We start from the raw sequence: 18,641 nt of genomic DNA, 5'->3' as shown, positions 1-18,641 counted from the left end.
TGCGAACCTTAATTGGAAACTGCGGCCGGCTGGGCGGCGTTTTCAGCGGGAGCGGCTGCGGCTTCGGCAGGGGCAGCAGCAGCAGCCGGGGCCGTTGCAGCAGCTTCAGCACCCTTGGCATGACCACCCTGCGCTGCAACCCATGCATCGAATTCCGCCGGAGGCAGCGCCTCAATGGAGATCGGCATGAAGCCGTGACGCGCTCCGCAAAGTTCCGAGCACTGGCCGTAATAGACGCCGGGCTTGTCAATGGTGAAACTCTTCTCATTGATACGGCCGGGCACCGCGTCTTCCTTCACCCAAAGGGCGGGGACGGAAAAGCTGTGAATCACATCGGAAGCGGTAATCAGGATCTTGATCGGCCGGCCGGCGGGAAGAACCAGGCGATTGTCGACGCCCAGCAATTCAGGCTCACCACGCTTCTTTGCCTCTTCCTTAGGGAGCATATTGGAGACGATTTCCGATATGCCATTGTCAGGATATTCATAGCCCCAATACCACTGATATCCTGTAACCTTGACAGTCAGGGCATCCTTGGGCGCCGGCTTGTACTGACGGGCCAGCAAGTCAATGGAAGGAATGGCAATGCCCACCAGGATCAACACCGGCACCAACGTCCAAATCACCTCGATCAGCGTGTGATGAGACGTCTTCGACGGTTCCGGATTGGCGGCGCGGCGATAACGAACGATCACCCAGATCAACAGCGCCAAAACAAAGAGCGAGATAATGGTGATGATCGGCAGCAGGACGCCATCGTGGATCCAGCGGGCATATTTACCGGTGTCCGTGAACTGCTCTTGAAAAGTGACCTCGCCCGATTGCGGCATGCCGATGCCCTGCACGGGCTTCAAAAGCTGGGAGGCGGGTTTCGCCTCCGCCGCAACCGCCGATTCCGTACCTGCGCCGGACGGGACAGCCACGGCCGGCTGAGGCGCGGGCGCAGCCTCCTGTGCGCTGGCCAGAGCGGGCATGAAAGCCAGCATTCCGGCCAGAAATAGCGATTTCACCATGTTCATAAGCGTCTCGATTTTACCCCGCATATACCGCTGTTTTCGGACGTTCCGGCCCGTTCACAGTCCTGTCATGATTGCGGCGGCTTATAGGGATGGTTTCCGCATGCCTCAAGCACCTAAAAGGCATATTTTCTTTGTGTTGAACTTGCGTACTCGCCCGACTATCAGGCGCGCGTTTGACAGGGGAATGACAAAGACATGAATGATGAAGAGATTTTGGCGGAATTCCGGACAGCGCAGGCGCTTCTGGAGGGTCATTTCATCCTCTCTTCGGGCAAGCGGAGCGGAAATTATCTGCAATGTGCGCGGGTCTTGATGGATCCTGAGCGCGCCGGTCGACTTGCCCGCGCGCTGGCGCAAAAGCTGCCCCGCGAAATCCGTTCCGCCATAGATATGGTCGTAGCGCCCGCCATGGGAGGCGTCATTATCGGCCACGAAATGGGACGGGCGCTTGGTGTAGAGGCCATCTTCGTTGAAAGACCCCAGGGCACCTTCGAACTGCGTCGTGGCTTTGAATTGAAGGAAGGCCAAAGAATATTGATGGTCGAGGATGTGGTCACGACCGGCCTGTCCTCACGCCAGGCCATGGACGCCGTTCGGGAGACTGGCGCGATCGTTATAGCCGAAGCAGCTCTGGTCGACCGGTCGGCGGGTGAGGCAGAGCTTGGCGTACCTTTCTTCCCTCTGGTGTCGTTAAACTTCCCGGTTTACGATCCGGCCGATATTCCCCCTGAGCTTGCCGCGATAGAAGCAGTGAAGCCGGGCAGCCGGAAGATGTGACAGAAATGAACACACCGCGTCATTTGCGCCTTGGCGTCAATATCGACCATGTGGCGACCATCCGCAACGCACGCGGTGGCGATCATCCCGATCCTGTGAAGGCGGCGCTTGCAGCCGCATCGGCCGGGGCCGACGGGATTACGGCGCATTTGCGCGAAGACCGCCGGCATATTCGGGACGAGGATATTTCTGCACTGTTGGCGGCCCTTTCCATTCCCCTCAATCTGGAAATGGCGGCAACCAACGAAATGCTTGATATAGCGCTTCGCCATCGTCCGCACGCAGCCTGCATTGTCCCGGAAAGACGGGAAGAGCGCACGACCGAGGGCGGGTTGGACGCAGTCGGGCAGTTCGATCAACTTTCGCCCGTTGTTTCATCCTTGGCTGAGGCAGGCGTCAGGGTCAGCTTGTTTATTGAACCGGACCCCCGGCAGATTGACGCCGCCATCCGCCTGAATGTGCCGGTGGTGGAGTTGCACACTGGCCGCTATGCACATCTGCAGGGTACGGAGCGCAGCATCGAATTGCGCCGACTGTCCGATGCTGCCGCTCTTGCGACGAAGAACGGCATTGAACCCCATGCGGGCCACGGACTTACGTTCGACAATGTCGGACCCGTTGCGGCGATTCCGCAGCTGGCGGAATTGAACATCGGGCACTTCCTGATCGGCGAAGCGATATTCAGCGGCCTTAAGGAAGCGATCGGGAAGATGCGGCGGCAAATGGATCTGGTACGGTGATTGGTGCCTTCAGATCCTCCCCGGCACGGGGAGGGGGACCGGCCGAAGGCTGGTGGAAGGGGATATCCTCTTGGCGCAGCATTGTGAGGCGAACCCCCTCCACCACGCCGCTTCGCGTCGCGGTCCCCCTCCCCGTTCCGGAGAGGATTTTCGCGTGATCATCGGCCTTGGCTCAGACCTGTGCAGCATCGAAAGAATTCAGGCATCGCTTGACCGGTTCGGCGACCGGTTCGAGGCACGCGTCTTCACCGCCGTAGAAAGAGCCAAAGCAGCCTCTCGCCCGCATACGCAAGCGGGCACTTACGCAAAGCGCTTTGCGGCCAAGGAGGCCTTTTCCAAAGCGGTGGGCACCGGATTTAAATCCGGAGTGTTCATGAAAGACATCGGCGTCGTGAACGCCCCCTCGGGGGCGCCGACACTGCATCTTACCGGGGGCGCATTAGCGCGACTGGAATCGCTGGTTCCAGAAGGATACAGACCGGTTATTCACCTTACGCTCACCGATGATCATCCATGGGCGCAGGCATTCGTAATCATAGAGGCCCTGCCGCTTGGGTAAGGTCAGCCTGAAAGGCAATGCAATCAATGGAAGCGGAAATGGCCGACCTGGAACGCCGGGAAGAACAGCAGCAGCCGAAACAGGCCCACGCAGAGAGCACCGACTGGAAGGCGGAACTTCAAAGCCTCGCCATCCTCATTCTTGCAGTGCTTGGCTTTCATAGCCTGGTTGCCAAACCCTTCTACATTCCTTCGGAATCGATGATGCCGCGGCTGCTGGTCGGCGATCGGCTGGTCGTGAGCAAATATCCTTATGGTTGGTCCTATGTGTCGCCGTCATTTCATCTGCTGCCCTTCATATCGGGAAGGCTGATGGGAAAAACGCCGGAGCGAGGGGACGTCGTCATCGTGACGCCGCGCGGGAAGAGGAGCGACTATATCAAGCGGGTAATTGGCCTTCCAGGCGACGTGCTTGAAGTTCGCGATGGCCAACTCGTCATCAATGGCGTTCCCGTGAGGCAGGACACGCGACCTAACCTTCGCCTTGCCATAGATGCCAATGCGCCGTGCGATGAGGCACAATTTCCTGGACGTCAGACAATTGGGCCGAACGGCAAACCCTTTTGCGACCTGCCGATAAAAAGGGAAACGCTGCCCAATGGCCGCCGCTACGACATCATCGATCTGGGCGATCGAGGTCCGCTCGATTGGTACGGTCCTCTTAAAGTGCCCACAGGCCATTTGTTCTTGATGGGCGACAATCGCGACCGCTCGGCAGACAGTCGAGTCGCTCTGGACGACGGCGGGCTGGGAGGACCAGTGCCCATTGAAAGCATTGGCGGCAGGGCTGAATTCATTACCTTTTCGTTGGATGGAACGGCTGGATGGAATCCGCTGAGCTGGCTTCCGGCCTTGCGTAGCGGGCGCGCTGGTGTAAGCCTGCATCCCGTTACAACTGCAGAGGACAAGGCTGAATGAAGGCTGCGCAAGGTCCCGACGATGACGTCCATGTAGAAGCGCCTGGTCCTTCCGAGCTTTATGATCCGATGTTGCGGCGGGAAATGCAGCGCGCAGCAATCTGGTTCGGAATGGCTATCGCCATAGCTCTTGTGGTGCTGCTCGCCCAACCGATCCTGCTGATCCTGGGAGCGCTGGTGATCACATCCATGTTGGATGGGGGCACAAGGTTATTAGGCCGGATACTCCCGATCGGGCGGGGATGGCGGCTGACAATCGTTATCCTGGCGCTGTTCCTGTTCCTTGGATGGACCATATGGCTGACAGGCTCTCAACTTTCCGCCCAGGCGGCAGCCATGAAGGACATCATCCAGGTCCAAATAGCCCGGATCAGCGCCTTCGCCACCGATCAGGGATTTACCGCGGCGGCGGCTGACCTGAGATCGCTGATCAATCAGATATGGGGTTCGCTGGGCAAGGTCACGGCTGCGGTCAGCACCGCCGTAGGGGCCATCAGCAGCCTCGTGATGATGCTCGTGCTGGCTATTTTCATCGCCGTCGAACCCCGCCTGTATGAGCGAGGAGTCGCCTGGATGCTGCCCATGAGCCGGCGCGCCAATTTCTATAGAACCGCGGACAAGATGGCTTGGACCTTGCGCCGCCTGATGTTCGGCCGCTTGATCGGCATGATGGTGGAGGGGTTCGGCACATGGATCCTCCTGCTGCTGGGAGGCGTGCCGATGGCGGCGCTGCTCGGGGTATTGACGGGTATATTGGCCTTCCTGCCCAATATTGGCGCGATCATTTCCGGCATACTGATTGTTCTGGTCGGCTTTTCCGCGGGGGTCGACACAGGCCTATATGCGATTGCCGTCTACGCCGTTGTCCAGACGGTCGACGGTTATCTGATCGTTCCGGTGGTTGCCAAGCGAGCGGTGGATTTGGCGCCGGCGCTGGTGCTGGGCGCTCAAATTCTGTTTGGTGCGCTTTTCGGGATATTGGGCCTGTTCCTGGCCGATCCCATCGTCGCCATGATCAAGGTGTTCCTGGAGCAACGCTCGAAACAGAATGCCGCCCTGCCAAGCTGAACCGATCAGCCTATTTCTGCCCCACCCCGCAACCGGCTCATCCGCACGACATGGTCGAAAATCGCGGGGTGCAATGGACGTTCGAACTGGCACCCTGCTTCATGCTCGCGGGTCCAAACGACCTTGGCCTTCCGACCATCAAATCCGGGGAGCATGACGTAGATCGTCGAGTCTATTTCAAGCTTGGCGAAGCTCTGTACCCGGAAACCTGTCGGGGAGAGATTGGCCAATCGCGCTTTGAACCAGCTTTCACCCGGCCTTCGAAGCTTGACGGAGATAAGCAAGTTGTGCCGGTCATAAGACCGGTCAGGTGTTTCAGGGAGAGGAAAGCTCTGCGCAACCATATAGCCCATCCGGGTCGAATCTATCGACGCACTGTCCCACATCAAAGTAAGTGGGAAGTTAAGGCTACCCCAAGAATTTTTGAGGCCGCGCCGCTTCGGACGACGGTTTGGGCCGATGGGCGCAAATTATTGGCCGGCGGGAGCGTGGCCTTGCTGCATTTGCTGTTGCATCTGCATCAGTTGGGCTTTGGAGACATAATCCAGCAGCTCGACATCGAAGACCAGAACGCTATCCTTGGGAATAGGACCACCTTCAGGCACATTTGAACCATAGCCGAGTTCTGGCGGAATCCACAGGCGGTACTTGCCGCCACGCTGCATCAGTTGCAGCCCTTCCGAAAATCCGGGAACTACGCCATCGATCGGAAGTGGCGCGCGCTGATTCTGATCGAAGATTTTTCCGTCGGTCAGCATGCCGGTATAGTTGATGAGCGCCACATCATCCGTAGTGGGGCGCTCACCCTGCCCTGCTTCCAACACCTTGTATTGAAGGCCGCTCGTGGTCGTTACAACTCCGTCCTCATCAGCATTTTTGGCCAAAAAGCCCGCCGATGACTTCCCGATCACGCCCTGGGTGCCTGCATAAGCAAGCCCGGCCCCGGCCAGCGCAGCGATGGCGACGCCAAGCCATAGCTTGACAAGCGATCCCTTAGCAATTGGACGCAGGGGAACGGCGGTTATTTCCGACATGGCGGAATGCCTTCAATAATAGAGAAAAAGGAAGCCGAGTCTTACCGAACGCCGTCGCGTTCCGCCCGCTTACGCTCCAGCTTGCGGGCACGGCGGACAGCCGCGGCCTTTTCGCGAGCGCGCTTTTCCGACGGTTTTTCATAATGACGGCGCAATTTCATTTCGCGATACACGCCCTCGCGCTGCAGCTTCTTCTTGAGCGCCCGCAGCGCCTGGTCCACATTATTGTCGCGAACGATAATTTGCATAAGCCAGTCAATCTCCAATCGAACGGTATTGTCCGCCAGCCGCAACGCGTGCTGCCAACGGCAAAACCGAAAGCACATGAACAGGGTTCGTCGCAGCCATAGCTCGCGCCGTATGCCGCGCGCCCTATCAGTAGAGTCGGCTGACTTCAACCCCAAAGCGCTCTAACGCATGCTCTACAACCGGCTTTTTGGACAAATCGTCACCCAAAGGTCACGATTTGGAAAGGTAGCGATGCTTGGCCTCTTTGATCGGCCCTGTATTTCAAGTCGCTTCCCCCTCCCAATAAAAAAGCTCTTGGTCTACGAAAGCAGCCATGACCAAGTTCACCGTCAACGATCGCCCCGTCCAGTACCGAATGGACCCGGACACACCTTTGCTTTGGGCATTGAGGGACGCCTCCAACCTGACCGGAACGAAATATGGCTGCGGCACCGGGGATTGCGGCGCTTGCACCGTCGATATCGATGGTGAAGCGATCCGGAGTTGCCAGATCAGCATTGCCGCGGTGGAAGGACGTTTCGTTACGACCATAGAGGCGCTTTCGCCTGATCGCAGCCATCCCGTACAGCAGGCCTGGGCGGCCGAAAATGTACCGCAATGCGGCTTTTGCCAATCCGGCATGATAATGGCCGCCGCAGTCTTGCTAAAAAAGAACGCCAATCCAAGCGATGCGGATATCGAGGCAGCAATTACTAATCTTTGCCGTTGTGGCACTTACCCGCGCATCCGCGAAGCGGTGAAGCGGGCCGGCAGAATAGCAAGGGGCGAGGAAAGGGTCGCGGCTGCTCCACCCCCAGGCATTGCGCCCGAAGATGCCGCCAAAGTGGTGCCCGCCCTATCGGGTCAGGAGCGTGAATAGTGGCTTCTCCAATTCTTGCTATTTCCTGACTCGCCAGTTCAGGAAACGGTCATTGCAGGGGGCGTAGCCCTGTCTCTACGTGGGGGCCATGAGGGTCCCTGGAGACACTGTAATGAAGAAGTTTTTGCTGACGGCTCTGATGGCTGCTACTGCCGTAACGCCGATTTCCTCGGCAATGGCCCAGCAGCGGGAAGGGCGTGCTGAGCGGCGCGAGGCGCGGCAGGAGCGGCATCAGGAACGCCGGGAGGCCCGGACTGAACGCCGTGACAATCGACAGGAAGCGCGAAACGACCGGCGCGAGATCAGGCAGGAAAGGCGTCAGGAATGGCGACAGGAACGGTCGGAACGATCGCAGGATCGACGCGACGATAACCGCCAACTACGCGAAGCCCGGCGTAATAATAATATTGAACGCAATCGACCCGAGGTCAGGCGCGACCGTGTGGAACAGCGGCGGGATTGGCGCGAAAGCCGGCGCGACGACAAGCAGGATTGGCGGCAGGAACGACGCGACGACCGGCGCGATTGGCGTCAGGACCGTAGGGATGACCGTCGCGACTGGAGAAACGATCGCCGGGACTGGCGCGAGGGTCGCAATGATTGGCGCAACGATCGCCGGCGGGTGGTAAACCGGTGGGAAGGTCAGCGCCGATGGAATAATGATTGGCGCAACGACCGGCGCTATGATTGGCGCTATTACCGCCAAACCCATCGCCACGTCTATCGCATGCCACGCTATTACGCACCCCGTGGCTGGGACTATGGCTATAGCCGCTTCTCGGTCGGCATTTTCCTGGGCGAGCCGCTATATGGCAACAGCTACTGGATCAACGATCCCTGGTACTACCGCCTGCCGCCGGCTTACGGCTCCCTGCGCTGGATCCGCTATTATGACGATGCCCTGCTTGTCGACATGCGGGATGGGTATGTCGTCGATGTGATCTACGATTTCTTCGATTAACGAGCTTCCTGAACTGGCCTTCAGGAAAAAACTGCCCGGGGCGATTTGATCGCCCCGGGCTTTTTCTTTGGCCCTGCGCCAGGCGATCCATCAACTTCGCTCCCTCATCAATTTTTTTTGCTTGGCTGTCCCAATTGTGCGAAATTGGATGAGATAGGAGGACGTTCTTGGCGGGTCATGCTGAACTGGTGAAGCGGCATCGACTGTCCACCCGCCTGTGGCATTGGGTGAATTTTATTTCCGTCACCATCATGCTGATGAGTGGGCTTGGCATATTCAACGCTCATCCACGGCTCTACTGGGGCCACTACGGAGCCAATTTCGACCATGCCTGGCTGGTTCTGGAGCGCTTTCCTGACTGGGCCACCATTCCCGGCCATTACAGCTTGGCGATGTCGCGACGGTGGCATCTGGCCTTCGCGCTGATTTTTGGATTTGGGCTGCTGCTCTATCTGATTTGGAGCCTGTTCAGCCGGCATATCAGCCGCGATCTGTCGATCCGACGAGACGAGATCAGTCCCCGGCATTTCTGGCAGGACGTCAAGGATCATGCCCGACTGCGTTTTCCCAAAGGCGAAGCGGCGCTGCATTACAGCCTCCTGCAGAAACTAAGCTATATAGGCGTCATCTTCATCCTGTTGCCGCTCCTGATATTGACGGGGCTCACCATGTCGCCCGGCATGAACGCAGCCTGGCCCTGGCTGATCGATGTGTTCGGCGGCCGGCAATCGGCACGGTCGCTGCATTTTATCGCGGCGGCGCTGTTGCTCGTCTTCTTCGTCGTTCACATCGTGATGGTCTTTCTCGCCGGCCCGTTCAACGAGGTACGCGCGATGATTACCGGCAAATACCGCGTGCCGGAGGACCGGTCGTGAGCCCGCTGATCACTCGCCGCAATTTGGTCGGCGGGCTTGCTGCCGGCACCGCAGGGCTGCTCGCCGGCTGCGACCGCCTGGCAAAGAATGAAAGCTTCCGCGGCGCGCTCTTTTCTGCTGAAAATATGCATCGATGGGTTCAGCGAACATTGATGGATCGCCATGCCCTGGCCCGCGAATTTCCGCGCGAAGACATGTCGCCTCATTTCCGTTCCAACGGTACGCGCAGCCCCGGCACGCCGGAATATACAGCATTGGCGAAAAATAGGTTCGCCGATTACCGGCTGCAGGTCGATGGGCTGGTCAATCGACCGCTTTCACTGTCGCTGGCTCAACTCCTCCAAATGCCACTCAGAAGTCAGATCACGCGCCATGATTGCGTCGAAGGGTGGAGCGCCATTGGCGAATGGACCGGCGTTCCCTTAAGCCTGCTTCTTCATGCGTCGCAATTGAAGCGGCGGTGCCGATATGTCGTCTTCCATTGCGCCGATTTCATGGGAGGGACGCCTTATTATGAAAGCATCGACCTCATCGACGCCTTCCATCCCCAGACCATCCTTGCCTTTGCCCTTAACGGCAGGCGCCTCGATGTAGCGCATGGCGCGCCTGTCCGGCTGCGGGTGGAACGGCAGCTTGGGTATAAGCACGCCAAATATGTCATGCGGATCGAGGCGGTCGAAAGCCTTGCGCATATCGGCCGCGGCAAGGGAGGATATTGGGAGGATCGTGGGGATTATGAATGGTACGCAGGCATTTGATTGATCTGCCTTTTCGTTTGATTATAGTCGCGGCCCATGAGCTTGTTTGATGTGTTTCTTCGCCGCGTAATCCTGAAGGGAACGCTCACCGTCATCGATCATAAGGGCAAGGCGCAGAGCTTCGGCGAAGCGGTGGCGGGTTATCCCGACGTTACAATTCGCCTGAATGACGCGGGAGCAGCGGGAGCGATCGTCCGCAACCCCGCCTTGGGGGCGGGCGAAGGCTATATGGATGGCCGCTATTCCGTCGATAATGACGATATCATGGGCCTGGTGGAACTTGTGCAGGTAAATACCCGCTGGGAAAGCGGACGCCCGCTCGACCGGCCGGGACTGGTACGCAAATATGGTGGTGCGCTGATCGGCAAGCTCGACCGCGTTAATCAGCGCGCCCGGTCCAAGGCCAATGTCGCGCATCATTACGATCTGTCGGGGCGGCTCTACGAACTGTTCCTCGACAAGGATCGCCAATATAGCTGCGCTTATTTTACCGATCCCGCCAATAGCCTGGAACAGGCCCAGGAGGACAAGAAAGCGCATATCGCCGCCAAGCTGGCGCTACAGCCGGGACAGCGCGTACTCGATATCGGCTGCGGATGGGGCGGCATGGCCCTGTTCCTGCACCAGAAATGCGGGGTCGACGTGCTTGGCATCACCCTGTCGGAGGAGCAGCTGAAGGTCGCGCGAGAGCGGGCCCGAGCGGCGGGCGTCAGCGATCACGTAAAGTTCGAGCTTATCGATTATCGCGACGTGAAAGGCCATTTCGACCGGATTGTTTCCGTGGGCATGTTCGAACATGTGGGCACCCCGCATTACAGCGAGTTTTTCCGCCATTGCCATAATCTGCTTACCGAAGACGGGGTGATGCTGCTGCACACCATTGGCCGTCTGAACGAACCGGGCGTAACAGACGCATGGACGCGGAAATATATCTTTCCCGGCGGTTATTGCCCCTCTTTGAGCGAAATCGCCACCGCCAGCGAGCCTAACAAGCTCATGATTTCCGATGTCGAGGTCCTGCGTCTCCACTATGCGCTGACTCTGCGCGGATGGTACGCGAGGGTAGAGGCGAACAAGAGTGAAATCGTTAGTCTTTATGACGAGCGCTTCTACCGGATGTGGAAATTCTATCTCGCCGGATCGGCTACCGCCTTCGAGCATGGCAATATGGTGGTTTACCAGATCCAATATCTTCGGAATCGGCGTTCCGTGCCAATCACCCGCGATTATATGAGCAAAGCAGAGGCTGCTATTGTGGCGAAGAACTCGCCGGATAAGGCATGATCATCGTGCCGTCCGGCGCGGCTGTAAAAGTCGTCTGAGTCGGATAGGCGAACTCCACGCCCTCCTCCTTGAAACGGCGCAGGATTGTCAGACCGATGGCGTGCCGCAGCTTGTAGACTTGTTCATAGTCGGGGTCGAATATCTCGAACTCCACTTCAAAATCCAGCGAGCTCTGCCCAAAGCCGATAAAGCCGCTGCGAATGAAAACCGCGCCATGGCCAATCACAATTTCTTGCAGAAGACCGGGAATGCGGTCGGCAAGGGCAGGATCGGTTTGATAGATGACTCCAAGCGGAAATTTCATCCGCCGATGGTCTAGACCGGCAAAACTTGTGATTTCCTTCGACAGCAAATTGGTGTTGGAGATGATCTTCCTTTCACCCGTAATGGCGCGCAGGCGCGTGCTTTTCAGGCCGATGCGCTCCACCGTCGCCGTCGTCTGGTCATAGTTGATGGTTTCCCCCCTAAGGAAAGGGCGATCGAAGATGATCGAAAGCGCGGCGAAAAGGTCGGAGAAAATCCCTTGAGCGGCTAAGCCGATGGCTATGCCGCCGATGCCCAGGCCGGCCACAAGGCCAGTGACGTTGACACCGAGATTATCGAGGATGACCACTGCAGCGATGGCAAACAGGGCGACTGTCACCACGATGCGGATGACGCCCATGGCGTTGGCCAAGGTTTCGCCAGAGACGCCATCGCTTGCCCGCCGTTCGAGAACGCCCATTATCAACTCGCGCAGCCAGATGGCGCCTTGCAAGACGGCAGAAATGGTGAAGAGGAAGGCAACCGCCTCGGCAAGGATCGGGGGCGGACTGGTATGGCCGGCGACCAGCTTCGCCGACACCATGATCATGAAGAATTGACCGGTCTTACCGATCACCCGGCCGAAAATCGGAGCGAGGCCGAACGGATCCCTGCGACTACGCAATCGCATGCCCAGGCCGCGGGCCAGACTGAGCAGCAGGTAAATGCCTGTTCCAACAAGTATAGCGAGAAGGATGTCGCCGCTATTGGCGATCACCCACTCGCTTGTACTCCTCCAAAAGGAAGCGAGCTCCGTTTCAACCTTGCTCGCGTGGATGCCCCCTAAGGTCGGGCTTTTATTGGCCATGTAAATCCCTGATATCGCTTGCCGCCCGGTTTTTGACAGCACATGCTGCCAGTCCAGGCCGTCGATGTGCTTTCTTCCTGAGATCCAAGGAAAATGTAAAGAGCCTGGGCGGCGGGCCGTTGTGCTATCGCTGGTAGAGAGCGATTAGACTGGACTGTCAGCTGCAGCCTTCAGTTCTGCAGGCTATGCGCGCTGACCTCGAATATGCGGGAGCAAAACGCGCAGTCGACGTTGATAAGGCCGGTCTCATCGGCCATTTCGGCGCGCTGGTCGATAGGAAATCGCCCGATGACATCGCGAATATGCTCCAGGTTGCAGCGGCAACCGCGCATCAACTCGACGGGGGTGAGGACGCGAACTTCGTCCTCATCATGGAAGAGCCGCCACACAACATCTTCCAGTGGCAAATCGACGCCCGTCAGTTCCGCGTCCGTTAGCGTGGCTGCAAGGGCGTGCACATGCTCCCATTCCGGATGATCCATCCGCACATGAAGACGTTCCCGCCCGTCTTCGCCCTCCGGCAAATGCTGAAGGAGCAAACCGGCGGCGATGCAGCCTTCGCCCGAATCGTGGCGTACGGCTATGCGGACGAAGCTGGGTATCTGTTCTGACTGGCTGAAATAATGCTCTGCGGCGGCGGCGAGCGAAGCACCCTCCAACGGAACGATGCCCTGGTAGCGTTCCCCGGAAACCGCTTGGTCGAATGTGATAGCCAGATAGCCCTTGCCAAAAAGCGCAAACAAGCTGGGATCTGCAGGCTGTTCGGCAAGACGGTCTTCATCGAACTTCACATAGCCGCGCAGTTCTCCTCCCTTGTAGTCGCAGACCAGAAGTTCAACGACGCCATTTTCGGTCTGCGCCTGAATGGTGAGCTGACCGCCGACATCCTTCAGGGTCGCACCAAGCAGTGCGGTTAGCGCCAACGCCTCCGCCAACAGTCGTTCGATGACCGGCGGATAGTCGTGGGCCGAGAGCACTTCATCCAGAACCGGCCCCAAACGCACCAATCGTCCTCGTGCGTGGCGGCCCGTGATCGTGAATCCCAAGACGCGATCAATCTCGACCGACTGCTTATTATTCGGCAAATTCCAAACTCCGTTCGTCCCGGACGATGCTGAGGGACGTTAGTTTAAAGCTAATCAGTCTCGACTTCGCTCGACACGAACGGTGTGGAGATAGGAAGCGAGCGCGAAAACTCAACCAAGCTGGCCAACGGCCCAGAGCAGCACCGACTTCTGGGCATGTAAACGGTTTTCCGCCTCATCCCAGATCACGGATTGAGGACCGTCCAGCACCGCATCCACCACTTCTTCGCCGCGATGTGCCGGCAGGCAGTGAAGGAACTTGGCGTCGGGCTTTGCCAGAGCCATCAATGCCTCTGTCACCTGATAGGGCATCATCGCTTTCAACTTTTCGTCGGCGTGAGCCTGGCCCATCGAAATCCAGGTATCCGTGACGATGATGTCGGCCCCGCGCACCGCCTCCTGCGGGTCTTGAATCATTCGAACATTTGCGCCCATTTTCACGGCCTCAGCGGCAAAGAAAGGGTTCGGCTCATAGCCTTGAGGGCAAGCGACGCGGACATTGAACTTCATCAGACCTGCCGCTTCGATAATTGAATGGAGGACATTATTCCCGTCCCCCAGCCACGCCCATTCCAGTCCCGGCAGGGCCTTTCCATGTTCTATGACCGTCAGCAAATCCGCCATGATCTGGCAGGGATGCGACAAGTCGGTAAGGCCGTTGATCACCGGTACAGTGGCGTAGTGCGCCAGTTCCTCGATCTTGGCGTGATCGTCGGTGCGGATCATGATGGCATCGACATAGCGAGACAGCACCTTGGCCGTATCCGCAATGGTTTCGCCCCGGCCCAATTGCATGGAGCCGCCCTCCATGACGATGCTGGTGCCGCCCAGCTGCCGGACCGCCATGTCAAAAGAGACGCGGGTGCGGGTCGAATTCTTCTCGAAAATCATGCCCAGGACATGGCCGACAAGCGGCTCGTCGGCGTCGGGCGATCCCTTGGGCCAGCCGCTGCGCTTCGCCTTCCGGTCCAAAGCGTCGTTGAGCATGGCGGCGATTGCGTCGCCCCCTGCGTCGGAAAGATTCAAAAAATGTCTTGTCACTTCAATTCCCCCCAAGGGAAATGGAAACAATGGATTAGGAAGCCGGAGCCTCATAATCCTTCGCCGCGGCCGAAAGCTTTTCGATGCACTGGGCGATATGGCTTTCGTCGATGACCAATGGCGGAAGGATGCGAACGACATTGTCGCCGCCCGCCACGGTAAGCAGGCCATGCTTGTCTCGCAAATGAGCCACGAAGGCCCGGCTTTCCGTCTTCATCTTGATACCGAGCATCAGGCCCATGCCACGCACGCTGTCGAACAGTTCGTCATGATTGGGGATGAGCTGTTCCAGACTGGACCGCAGCCGCTCGCTCATTTTCCGAACATGTTCCTGAAATTCGGGCATCAGGATGACGTCCAACACAGCATTGCCCGCCGCCATGGCTAGCGGATTGCCGCCATAGGTCGAGCCGTGCGTTCCGAAAACCATGCCCTTGGCGGCCTTTTCCGTCGCCAGGCAGGCGCCGAGCGGAAAGCCGCCGCCAATACCTTTTGCTATCGCCATGATGTCGGGACGCACGCCATATTGCTCATAGGCAAACAAAGTGCCAGTCCGCATGACGCCACATTGCACCTCGTCCAGCACGAGCAGCAGGTCTTTTTCGTCACAGGCCTTACGCAATCCCTTCAGGAACTCCGGCGTGGCGGGCAGAATCCCGCCCTCGCCCTGAACCGTTTCCAGAAGAAAGCCTGCCGTCTGATCATCGACCGCCGCAAGCGACGCTTCGAGATCGTTGAACCGGACCACCTCGAAACCTGGAAGCAGCGGTTCAAACCCGTCGCGCATCTTGGGCTGATCGGTCGCCGAAATAGTGCCGAGCGTCCGTCCATGAAACGCGTTGGAAAAGGTAATGAGCTTGAACTTTTCCGAATTGCCGTTGGCATAATGATAACGCCGCGCGGTTTTGATGGCGCATTCCAGCGCCTCAGCACCGCTGTTGGTGAAGAACACGGTGTCGGCGAAACTGGCATCCACCAGCCTTTGCGCCAACCCTTCGCCCTGCGGGCTGCCGTAGAGGTTCGACACATGCATCAGCGTTGCCGCCTGCTTCTTGATCGCCTCCACCAGGTGCGGATGCCCATGGCCCAGGATGTTGACCGCGATGCCGCTGGCAAAGTCCAGATAGCGCTCCCCACGCTCTCCAATCAGGTAGCAGCCTTCGCCTCGCACGGGACGCACATTGCACCGGGGGTAAACGGGCATGAGCGGCGTGATCGACATGGGCCTTCCCTTTCTTCGGACGGACATTTGAAACAAAGCAAAAAAGGCGGTCCCGTGCGGACCGCCCATGATGCGCCGTTCATATACAGGCACGACGGGGCGGGGTCAATTGGCGTGGATCGGTGAGATTATTTCAAGCCAGCCGTTCGGGGATTTCATTGGCTTCGCTGATCAGCGTTTCTGCGGTCGCCATTGCTTCCCATGGAAAAACGAACCAGCGCTTGTCACTGGCGCGGTCGATCTCCCTCGACCAATAGCGAACGTCCGCCTGTGAACGGATGTTGTTGATGAGTGCGGCGAAACGGATATTTTCCCGCTCCGCCCCCTGCCCATCCAACTCATTCCGGATGTATAGGAGGGTCGATCCGCTGTCATTGATGTCGTCGATGAAGAGAAGCCTTGTGCCCCTGCCAGTCAGGCGAGCAAGCTTCGCCAGCAGTTCGTCAGCGAAATCGGCGATCCTTGAACTGTGATCGACCGACAGCAGGGGGATTTTCATCCCATGGGAAATGTATACAGCCGGAGCAAGGCCGCCGCGTCCGATGCCGACCACGAAATCGGGCGTCCAGTCATCCCGACGCACGGCAGCCATGATCCGGTGCACATCAGCCAGGAACTCCTCATAGCTGATATAGCTGAGGTCGGGATGCAGGCTGTGGGTCAACTCCGGTCTCCCAAGCATGCGAGGCGGGAGGGAGTGTTTATCGTTTGTAGCGAATTACCGCAATGGCCCTCAAATATCGTGCGCAAAAGTGGTACCGGCTTTGCGCTTGAAACGATGCGAAAACACAAAATGAAGCGCGTGACCCGCATCATATTTAACGCGCTTTAAGCCATGGCTGACCCGGTGCGAAGCTTGTGAGCGGCGCACCGGGCCCCGTCAGTCAAGCAGCGCCATGCGCCAGCGCGGCAAGCAGGAGCAGCGCCACGATGTTGGTTATCTTGATCATCGGGTTGACCGCCGGGCCAGCGGTATCCTTGTAAGGATCGCCCACCGTATCACCCGTCACGGCAGCTTTATGGGCTTCAGAGCCCTTGCCGCCATGGTTGCCGTCTTCGATGAATTTCTTGGCATTGTCCCAGGCGCCTCCGCCACTGGTCATCGAAATTGCGACAAACAGACCGGAAACAATCACTCCGAGCAGCAACGCGCCAAGCGCGGCGAAGCCATTTGACGTTCCGGCCACGGCGGCAATGATGAAATAGACAGCGATGGGCGTGAAGACGGGCAGGAGCGACGGCAGGATCATCTCCCGAATGGCGGCTTTCGTCACCAGATCGACGGTGCGGCCATAATGGGGGCGGCTCGTCCCTGCCATGATCCCCGGATTGTCACGGAACTGAGTGCGGACCTCCTCCACCACCGCGCCGGCAGCACGGCCAACAGCCGTCATGCCAAGCGCGCCGAAAAGATAGGGAAGCAGCGCCCCCAACAGCAAGCCCACGATCACGAAAGGATTGGACAGGCTGAAATCCACTGGTTCCGTCAGACCCAGATCGGCACTGAAGAACTGAAGATCCTGGGTATAAGCGCCAAAGAGCACCAATGCGGCAAGGCCAGCGGAACCGATGGCATAGCCCTTGGTCACCGCCTTGGTCGTGTTGCCCACAGCGTCCAGCGCATCGGTGCGGGTTCGGACCTCATCCTCCAGTCCAGCCATCTCCGCGATGCCACCCGCATTGTCCGTAACCGGGCCATAGGCGTCCAAAGCCACCACCATACCGGCCAGCGCCAGCATGGCGGTCGCTGCAAAGGCAATGCCGATCAGGCCCGCCAGCGAATAGCTGATGATGATTCCGACACAGATCACCAGCGTTGGAAGCGCCGTAGATTCAAGGGAAACGGCAAGGCCCTGGATGACGTTGGTGCCATGACCTGTGACTGAAGCCCGGGCGATGGAGCGGACCGGCCTGAAATTGGTCCCGGTATAATATTCGGTAATCCACACAAGAAGTCCGGTGACAGCCAGGCCGACCATCATCGACCAAAAGAGGTCCATGCCGGTGAAGCCGCCCTCGCCCCCCAGATCGCTGCCGATCGGCGCATCAAGGTCGCCCAGCGTCCGCCAGCTGACATAGTAGAGCGCGGGTATCGACAGGACCGCCGTGGTCAGGAAGCCCTTGTATAGTGCGCCCATGATCGATTGGCTGGAGCCCAGCCGGACGAAATAGGTGCCGATGATGGAGGTGATAATGCACACGCCGCCAACGATGAGCGGCAAGCTCATTAACTGCGTGAGTTCGGCAACGCCCGCATCAACCAGCAGAGCGGTAAGCACCATGGTTGCGCCCACGGTTACGACATAGGTTTCGAACAGGTCGGCCGCCATGCCCGCGCAGTCGCCGACATTGTCTCCCACATTGTCCGCAATGACGGCGGGGTTGCGAGGATCATCCTCGGGAATGCCCGCCTCGACCTTGCCGACCAGATCGGCGCCCACATCGGCAGCCTTGGTGAAGATGCCGCCACCCAAACGCGCGAAGATGGAAATCAGCGATCCGCCAAAGGCGAGTGCGACCAGCGCGTCGATGACGGTGCGATCCTTGACCGTCAGTCCTGCTGGCCCAATCAGATACCAGAAAAACACGGAAATGGCGAGGAGCGCGAGTCCCGCCACCAACATCCCCGTGACCGCGCCGGCCCGGAAAGCCACCGTAAGCCCGCTTTGCAACGAATTACGAGCAGCCTCGGCCGTGCGGACATTTGCGCGGACGGAGATGTTCATCCCGATATAACCCGCCGCGCCCGAAAGCAGCGCGCCGATCACAAAGCCAATGGCGGAAACAATGCCCAGAAAATAGAAGATCGCGATGGCGACGACGACGCCAACGATTGCAATGGTGCTGTACTGACGCCCCAGATAGGCTTTCGCGCCCTCCTGGATAGCGCCGGCGATTTCCTGCATCTTTTCATTGCCCGGCGAGGCCGCAAGCACTTGCCGGCTGGTAAAGAGCCCGTAGAGCACGGCTAGCAAGCCGCACCCTATGGCAATCGTGACAATCGTCATATGTGTTCCTCTCCCCTGTTCTGTTACGAATCCGGAACGCCGGGAAACGCCCGGAATGACGGGGCGGAAGGTATA

The 18,641-nt window shown here is 58.6% G+C and carries 20 protein-coding genes; 10 read left to right on the top strand and 10 right to left on the bottom strand.

The genetic code is table 11. The annotated features are described in order from the left end of the window. Positions 1 to 8: 8 nt before the first annotated feature. Positions 9 to 1,019 carry a cytochrome c oxidase subunit II gene (gene coxB / locus HNQ99_RS03875; RefSeq protein ID WP_184474416.1) on the bottom strand — a complete coding sequence of 337 codons (1,011 nt, stop codon included), beginning with the start codon at positions 1,017 to 1,019 and terminating at the stop codon, positions 9 to 11. Between the two features lie 195 nt (positions 1,020 to 1,214). On the opposite strand from coxB, the gene pyrE reads away from it, so the two are divergent. The 5 genes from pyrE (at position 1,215) to HNQ99_RS03850 (ending at position 5,079) form a co-directional block, all read left to right on the top strand. Then, positions 1,215 to 1,796: an orotate phosphoribosyltransferase gene (gene pyrE / locus HNQ99_RS03870; protein ID WP_184474316.1), complete on the top strand. Its 582-nt coding sequence runs from the start codon at positions 1,215 to 1,217 to the stop codon at positions 1,794 to 1,796. Between the two features lie 5 nt (positions 1,797 to 1,801). Continuing rightward, positions 1,802 to 2,536 carry a pyridoxine 5'-phosphate synthase gene (locus HNQ99_RS03865; protein WP_184474315.1) on the top strand — a complete coding sequence of 245 codons (735 nt, stop codon included), beginning with the start codon at positions 1,802 to 1,804 and terminating at the stop codon, positions 2,534 to 2,536. A gap of 154 nt (positions 2,537 to 2,690) precedes the next feature. Then, positions 2,691 to 3,095, top strand: coding sequence for a holo-ACP synthase (gene acpS, locus HNQ99_RS03860; protein WP_184474415.1), 405 nt, complete (start codon positions 2,691 to 2,693; stop codon positions 3,093 to 3,095). A gap of 38 nt (positions 3,096 to 3,133) precedes the next feature. Continuing rightward, positions 3,134 to 4,012, top strand: a complete 879-nt coding sequence (gene lepB / locus HNQ99_RS03855) for a signal peptidase I (protein ID WP_246414420.1) — start codon at positions 3,134 to 3,136, stop codon at positions 4,010 to 4,012. Beyond that, a complete protein-coding gene (locus tag HNQ99_RS03850) occupies positions 4,009 to 5,079 on the top strand; it encodes an AI-2E family transporter (protein ID WP_184474313.1) in 1,071 nt (356 codons plus the stop codon). Before lepB ends, HNQ99_RS03850 begins: the two co-directional genes overlap by 4 nt. A 5-nt stretch (positions 5,080 to 5,084) precedes the next feature. Here HNQ99_RS03850 and HNQ99_RS03845 read toward each other — a convergent pair whose 3' ends face one another. From HNQ99_RS03845 to rpsU, 3 genes are all read right to left on the bottom strand, one after another. After that, the gene (locus tag HNQ99_RS03845; RefSeq protein WP_246414418.1) at positions 5,085 to 5,432 is read right to left on the bottom strand and encodes a PilZ domain-containing protein; all 348 of its coding nucleotides are present in this window, start codon (positions 5,430 to 5,432) and stop codon (positions 5,085 to 5,087) included. 117 nt (positions 5,433 to 5,549) lie between these two features. Further along, on the bottom strand, positions 5,550 to 6,113 hold the full coding sequence (locus HNQ99_RS03840) for an FKBP-type peptidyl-prolyl cis-trans isomerase (RefSeq protein ID WP_184474312.1): 564 nt from the start codon (positions 6,111 to 6,113) through the stop codon (positions 5,550 to 5,552). Positions 6,114 to 6,154: 41 nt separating this feature from the next. Continuing rightward, positions 6,155 to 6,361 (bottom strand): 30S ribosomal protein S21, encoded by a 207-nt coding sequence (rpsU, locus tag HNQ99_RS03835; protein ID WP_004208618.1) that lies wholly within the window; start codon positions 6,359 to 6,361, stop codon positions 6,155 to 6,157. Positions 6,362 to 6,675: 314 nt separating this feature from the next. Between rpsU and HNQ99_RS03830 the strand changes: the two genes are divergently transcribed. From HNQ99_RS03830 to HNQ99_RS03810, 5 genes are all read left to right on the top strand, one after another. Further along, entirely contained in the window at positions 6,676 to 7,221 is a 546-nt protein-coding gene (locus HNQ99_RS03830; protein WP_184474311.1) for a (2Fe-2S)-binding protein, read from the top strand. Positions 7,222 to 7,333: 112 nt separating this feature from the next. Beyond that, positions 7,334 to 8,182: an RcnB family protein gene (locus HNQ99_RS03825; protein WP_246414415.1), complete on the top strand. Its 849-nt coding sequence runs from the start codon at positions 7,334 to 7,336 to the stop codon at positions 8,180 to 8,182. 167 nt (positions 8,183 to 8,349) lie between these two features. Continuing rightward, the gene (locus tag HNQ99_RS03820; protein WP_246414412.1) at positions 8,350 to 9,057 is read left to right on the top strand and encodes a cytochrome b/b6 domain-containing protein; all 708 of its coding nucleotides are present in this window, start codon (positions 8,350 to 8,352) and stop codon (positions 9,055 to 9,057) included. Then, positions 9,054 to 9,815, top strand: coding sequence for a molybdopterin-dependent oxidoreductase (locus tag HNQ99_RS03815; RefSeq protein WP_184474309.1), 762 nt, complete (start codon positions 9,054 to 9,056; stop codon positions 9,813 to 9,815). Before HNQ99_RS03820 ends, HNQ99_RS03815 begins: the two co-directional genes overlap by 4 nt. Positions 9,816 to 9,851: 36 nt before the next feature. Then, entirely contained in the window at positions 9,852 to 11,099 is a 1,248-nt protein-coding gene (locus tag HNQ99_RS03810) for an SAM-dependent methyltransferase (RefSeq protein ID WP_184474308.1), read from the top strand. On the opposite strand, the gene HNQ99_RS03805 is transcribed toward HNQ99_RS03810, so the two are convergent. From HNQ99_RS03805 to HNQ99_RS03780, 6 genes are all read right to left on the bottom strand, one after another. After that, positions 11,065 to 12,210, bottom strand: coding sequence for a mechanosensitive ion channel family protein (locus tag HNQ99_RS03805; RefSeq protein WP_184474307.1), 1,146 nt, complete (start codon positions 12,208 to 12,210; stop codon positions 11,065 to 11,067). The two genes, HNQ99_RS03810 and HNQ99_RS03805, sit on opposite strands and share 35 nt — an antisense overlap. 170 nt (positions 12,211 to 12,380) lie before the next feature. Beyond that, a complete protein-coding gene (hslO, locus tag HNQ99_RS03800) occupies positions 12,381 to 13,295 on the bottom strand; it encodes an Hsp33 family molecular chaperone HslO (protein WP_246414409.1) in 915 nt (304 codons plus the stop codon). A 111-nt stretch (positions 13,296 to 13,406) separates the two neighbouring features. Next, positions 13,407 to 14,336, bottom strand: coding sequence for an ornithine carbamoyltransferase (argF, locus tag HNQ99_RS03795; protein ID WP_184474306.1), 930 nt, complete (start codon positions 14,334 to 14,336; stop codon positions 13,407 to 13,409). A gap of 34 nt (positions 14,337 to 14,370) precedes the next feature. Further along, positions 14,371 to 15,558 carry an aspartate aminotransferase family protein gene (locus tag HNQ99_RS03790; RefSeq protein ID WP_184474305.1) on the bottom strand — a complete coding sequence of 396 codons (1,188 nt, stop codon included), beginning with the start codon at positions 15,556 to 15,558 and terminating at the stop codon, positions 14,371 to 14,373. Between the two features lie 133 nt (positions 15,559 to 15,691). Further along, entirely contained in the window at positions 15,692 to 16,222 is a 531-nt protein-coding gene (locus HNQ99_RS03785; RefSeq protein WP_246414406.1) for a phosphoribosyltransferase, read from the bottom strand. A 220-nt stretch (positions 16,223 to 16,442) separates the two neighbouring features. Continuing rightward, positions 16,443 to 18,566, bottom strand: a complete 2,124-nt coding sequence (locus HNQ99_RS03780; RefSeq protein WP_184474303.1) for a sodium-translocating pyrophosphatase — start codon at positions 18,564 to 18,566, stop codon at positions 16,443 to 16,445. Positions 18,567 to 18,641: the final 75 nt, after the last annotated feature.

It is taken from the genome of Rhizorhapis suberifaciens, from assembly GCF_014200045.1.
In the GTDB taxonomy this organism is placed as follows: Bacteria; Pseudomonadota; Alphaproteobacteria; order Sphingomonadales; family Sphingomonadaceae; genus Rhizorhapis; species Rhizorhapis suberifaciens.
The sequence above is the reverse complement of the archived record's forward strand: the minus strand, read 5'-3'. Positions and strand labels throughout refer to the sequence as shown.

Coding starts and splice junctions, on each gene's coding strand:
- coxB (WP_184474416.1), bottom strand. CDS start 1,019: ATGAACATGGTGAAATCGCTATTTCTGGCCGGAATGCTGGCTTTCATG.
- pyrE (WP_184474316.1), top strand. CDS start 1,215: ATGAATGATGAAGAGATTTTGGCGGAATTCCGGACAGCGCAGGCGCTT.
- HNQ99_RS03865 (WP_184474315.1), top strand. CDS start 1,802: ATGAACACACCGCGTCATTTGCGCCTTGGCGTCAATATCGACCATGTG.
- lepB (WP_246414420.1), top strand. CDS start 3,134: ATGGCCGACCTGGAACGCCGGGAAGAACAGCAGCAGCCGAAACAGGCC.
- HNQ99_RS03850 (WP_184474313.1), top strand. CDS start 4,009: ATGAAGGCTGCGCAAGGTCCCGACGATGACGTCCATGTAGAAGCGCCT.
- HNQ99_RS03845 (WP_246414418.1), bottom strand. CDS start 5,432: ATGGGCTATATGGTTGCGCAGAGCTTTCCTCTCCCTGAAACACCTGAC.
- HNQ99_RS03840 (WP_184474312.1), bottom strand. CDS start 6,113: ATGTCGGAAATAACCGCCGTTCCCCTGCGTCCAATTGCTAAGGGATCG.
- rpsU (WP_004208618.1), bottom strand. CDS start 6,361: ATGCAAATTATCGTTCGCGACAATAATGTGGACCAGGCGCTGCGGGCG.
- HNQ99_RS03830 (WP_184474311.1), top strand. CDS start 6,676: ATGACCAAGTTCACCGTCAACGATCGCCCCGTCCAGTACCGAATGGAC.
- HNQ99_RS03825 (WP_246414415.1), top strand. CDS start 7,334: ATGAAGAAGTTTTTGCTGACGGCTCTGATGGCTGCTACTGCCGTAACG.
- HNQ99_RS03810 (WP_184474308.1), top strand. CDS start 9,852: ATGAGCTTGTTTGATGTGTTTCTTCGCCGCGTAATCCTGAAGGGAACG.
- HNQ99_RS03805 (WP_184474307.1), bottom strand. CDS start 12,210: ATGGCCAATAAAAGCCCGACCTTAGGGGGCATCCACGCGAGCAAGGTT.
- HNQ99_RS03790 (WP_184474305.1), bottom strand. CDS start 15,558: ATGTCGATCACGCCGCTCATGCCCGTTTACCCCCGGTGCAATGTGCGT.
- HNQ99_RS03780 (WP_184474303.1), bottom strand. CDS start 18,566: ATGACGATTGTCACGATTGCCATAGGGTGCGGCTTGCTAGCCGTGCTC.